Annotated in this window: 5 protein-coding genes; all 5 read right to left on the reverse strand. The window is 67.9% G+C overall.

From position 1 onward, the window contains the following. On the reverse strand, window positions 1-477 hold a 477-nt coding region (locus IM632_RS11260), incomplete at its 3' end, for a sulfatase-like hydrolase/transferase (protein ID WP_296552344.1). 46 nt (window positions 478-523) lie between these two features. Beyond that, window positions 524-1,258: an LPS export ABC transporter ATP-binding protein gene (gene lptB / locus IM632_RS11265; protein ID WP_296480543.1), complete on the reverse strand. Its 735-nt coding sequence runs from the start codon at window positions 1,256-1,258 to the stop codon at window positions 524-526. A 7-nt stretch (window positions 1,259-1,265) separates the two neighbouring features. Then, window positions 1,266-1,805, reverse strand: coding sequence for an LptA/OstA family protein (locus tag IM632_RS11270; RefSeq protein WP_296480541.1), 540 nt, complete (start codon window positions 1,803-1,805; stop codon window positions 1,266-1,268). A gap of 18 nt (window positions 1,806-1,823) precedes the next feature. Continuing rightward, a complete protein-coding gene (gene lptC, locus IM632_RS11275) occupies window positions 1,824-2,450 on the reverse strand; it encodes an LPS export ABC transporter periplasmic protein LptC (protein WP_296480538.1) in 627 nt (208 codons plus the stop codon). A 21-nt stretch (window positions 2,451-2,471) separates the two neighbouring features. After that, window positions 2,472-3,089, reverse strand: a complete 618-nt coding sequence (locus IM632_RS11280; protein WP_296480536.1) for a ribonuclease D — start codon at window positions 3,087-3,089, stop codon at window positions 2,472-2,474. Window positions 3,090-3,161: the final 72 nt, after the last annotated feature.

Consider the following 3,161-nt stretch of genomic DNA (forward strand, 5'->3'; position numbering starts at 1 on the left):
GTCCCGGAACCAGCCGCGGCTATCATGGTAGGGCATGTGGTCCCTACCGAAGATCGGCGCGCCGGCCCAGCTGGGATCCGGCCGGGTCTTCCAGGGGTCCCCCTCATGCCCCCGCTCATAGGCCCAGGCGGTGAAGTCGACGTGATAGTTCTCGCCGCCGGTCTCGAAGAGATGGGGGTGATCCGAGACGAGCTGTGAGACCACGCCGGCCTTGTGCAGCTCGTAGGTGATGGCGTCTTCCCAGATCTCCACCGAGCCCCAGGGCCGCCAAAGGAAGTCCAGGGCGCCGCAGAGGATGTCGTGGCGCGCCGGCATGCAGGGCAGGGAGCCGGTGTGGTGGTTGTCGAACCGCACTGCGGAGCGGGCGAAGGCGTCCAGGTTCGGCGTGGCGAACTCGGTCCCGCCATAGGCGCCCAGCATGTGCCGGTTCAGGCTGTCGAGCAGGATGACGACGGCGTTTCTCGGCGTAGCGATCATGCCTCTCCCCTCGCCGCCCGCATCCGGGGCGGCGAGTCCCCGGCCGTCAAGCGAACTGTTCCCCCAGGTAGACGCGGCGCACCTCGGGATTATCGACGATTTCGGCGGGCGTACCCTCCAGGAGGAGCTCACCCGCGTGAATGATGGCCGCCCGGTCGATGATGTCCAGAGTCTCGCGGACATTGTGATCGGTGATCATGATCCCGATGCCGCGCGCCCTCAGATAGCCGATGACCTCGCGGATGTCGGCGATCGCCAGGGGATCGATGCCCGCGAAGGGTTCGTCCAGGAGCATGTAGGCGGGCTCGGAGGCCAGCGCCCGGGCGATTTCCACCCGGCGGCGTTCGCCTCCGGACAGGGAGACGGCCGGCGACTTGCGCAGGTGATCGATCCGCAGTTCCGAAAGGAGTCCCGCTACAGTTTCCCGGGCGCGGCGCCCGTCAGGCTCGCGCAGCTCGACCACGGACATGACGTTCTCCTCCACCGTCATGCCCCGGAAAATGGAGGGCTCCTGCGGAAGGTAACCGAGGCCCATCCGCGCACGTTGGTACATGGGCTGGGCGGTGATCTCCTCGCCGTCCAGCCAGATGGCGCCCTCATCGGCGGCGACCAGGCCGGTGATCATGTAGAAGCAGGTCGTCTTGCCGGCGCCGTTAGGGCCGAGGAGTCCCTTCACCTCGCCCCGGCCAAGACGCAGGGATACGCCCTTGACCACCGCACGGCCGCGGTAGGTCTTGCCGATCCGGTCGACAACCAGACCGTCGTGTTCGGGCGGCTTCATGCAGGGCCTACTTCGGCGCGTCGGGCCGTGCGCCCGGATAGATGACTGTCCGCACGCGTCGGCTGCTGCGGTCTCCGCCGCCCTCCATCCGCGCGTCGCCAGAAACGGTGTTCACCACCAGCCGCTCGCCCTTCATGGCGTCCTGCCCGCGGGAGGCGACGACGGAGCCGGTGACGGTCAGGGTCTGGGCCTTGGCGTCGTAGACCGCCTGGTCGCCGCGCACTCTCTGCTCCGGGGTAACGTAGAAGACCGAGCCGGTCGCCTCCATGCGCAGCAGGTCGGTGCTGCAGCCGTTCTTGCCTGCGCCGGCCGGAGCCGGAGCATAAATGATCTTCAGCTGGTCACTGCGTAACCGGCTAGTCTCCTGCAGGGCCTCCGCGCCGCCGCGGTAGATGGCGGAGCATTGGCTGTTCACCAGCTCCAGCTGGTCGGCGGTGATGTCCACCGGCGCTCTGGAGTTGCGCGCCAGCTGGGCCTCGACGCCCCAGGGGATCGCCGCCAGGGCCAGGGCCGCAGCCGCCATCCCTACGGCTTTCGGATCTTTCATGGTCGATCGTCCCTGATTTCAGGGCCCGGACCTCGGCTCGAGGCGGGTGCTGACCCCGCCGCCGAACACGAGGCGGTCGCCCCTGTCGTATACGCCATAGGACTTCGCGTTGATTTCTCCAAGGGACCCTACGCCCTGTATGGCGCCATCCCCGATCAGTTCGCCCAGGACGGTATCGAAAGTCGAGGCGCCGGTGGCGAAACTGATGTCCCCGCTGTTCAGCCGGACATCCCCCTTGAGCTTCAATATGTGCTCGGATTCGTTGAAGTCGCCGGTCCGGGCGGAGACGCGAATGGGCTCACCCGGGTCACGGCGCAGCAGAAGCACCGGCTGGTCCAGGATCACCCGGTCATAGTCGGCCGGATCCCGGGTCGCGGTCCTGGCTGTGAGGGTGAAGGCCCGTCCCTTCCGGTCCTGGCCGACGAACTTCGGGCGCACCAGTTGGATCGGCGTGTCTGCCTCGACCAGACGGGTCCGGGGCGCGGCGAACATGGCGAGGGCGACGTAACCCGACAGCACCAGCAGGATCAGGCCCACCAGGGCGGGAAGAACCCGGCGAAGCTGGCGCACGCGGCGCGAGCGGCGGCGCCAGGAGTCCGCCTCCCGGGCGCGTCGCAAGGTGGGCAGGACTAAGCCGTCCGTCACAACCGCAGTTCCAGGCGGGCGTCAGGCATGGGCGAAGATGTCGGTGTCCTCCCAGCCGGCCAAGTCAAGAAGGGCGCGGTGGGGCAGGAAATGGAAGCAGGCCTCGGCCAGTTCGGCCCGGCCCTCTCGGCGCAGCATGTCGTCCAGCCTCTCGCGCAGCCGGTGCAGGTGCAGAACATCTGAGGCCGCATAGGCGACCTGTTCGGCAGAGAGGCTCGGCGCGCCCCAGTCTGAGCTCTGCTGCACCTTGGACATGTCGACCCCGAGGAGTTCCCGGGACAGGTCCTTAAGTCCGTGCTTGTCTGTGTAGGTCCGCGCCAGCTTGGAGGCGATCTTGGTGCAGTAGACAGGGGCGGTCACCACGCCCAGGTGCAGGCGGAACATGGCGATGTCGAAGCGCCCGAAATGCAGGATCTTGGTCACCGCCGGGTCCGCAAGCAGGGCCTTGAGGTTCGGCGCCTCGTAGTTCGGCCGGGAGAGCCGGACCAGGTGGGCGTCCCCGTCGCCGGCGGAAAGCTGGACGACGCAGAGCGGATCGCGCCCCAGGCGCAGGCCCATGGTCTCAGAGTCGACGGCGACGGAGGCGACGCCGCCGAAGAGGCCGTCGGGAAGGTCACCTTCATGCAGGTAGTTCGCCACGATCCGCCGTCTCCGCCGGTAGTTGACGCCGCGCCCCCGAGGGGGACGGTGGTGCCCAGGAAAGGACTCGAA

The organism is Phenylobacterium sp. (assembly GCF_020402505.1).
Classification (GTDB): Bacteria; Pseudomonadota; Alphaproteobacteria; order Caulobacterales; family Caulobacteraceae; genus Phenylobacterium.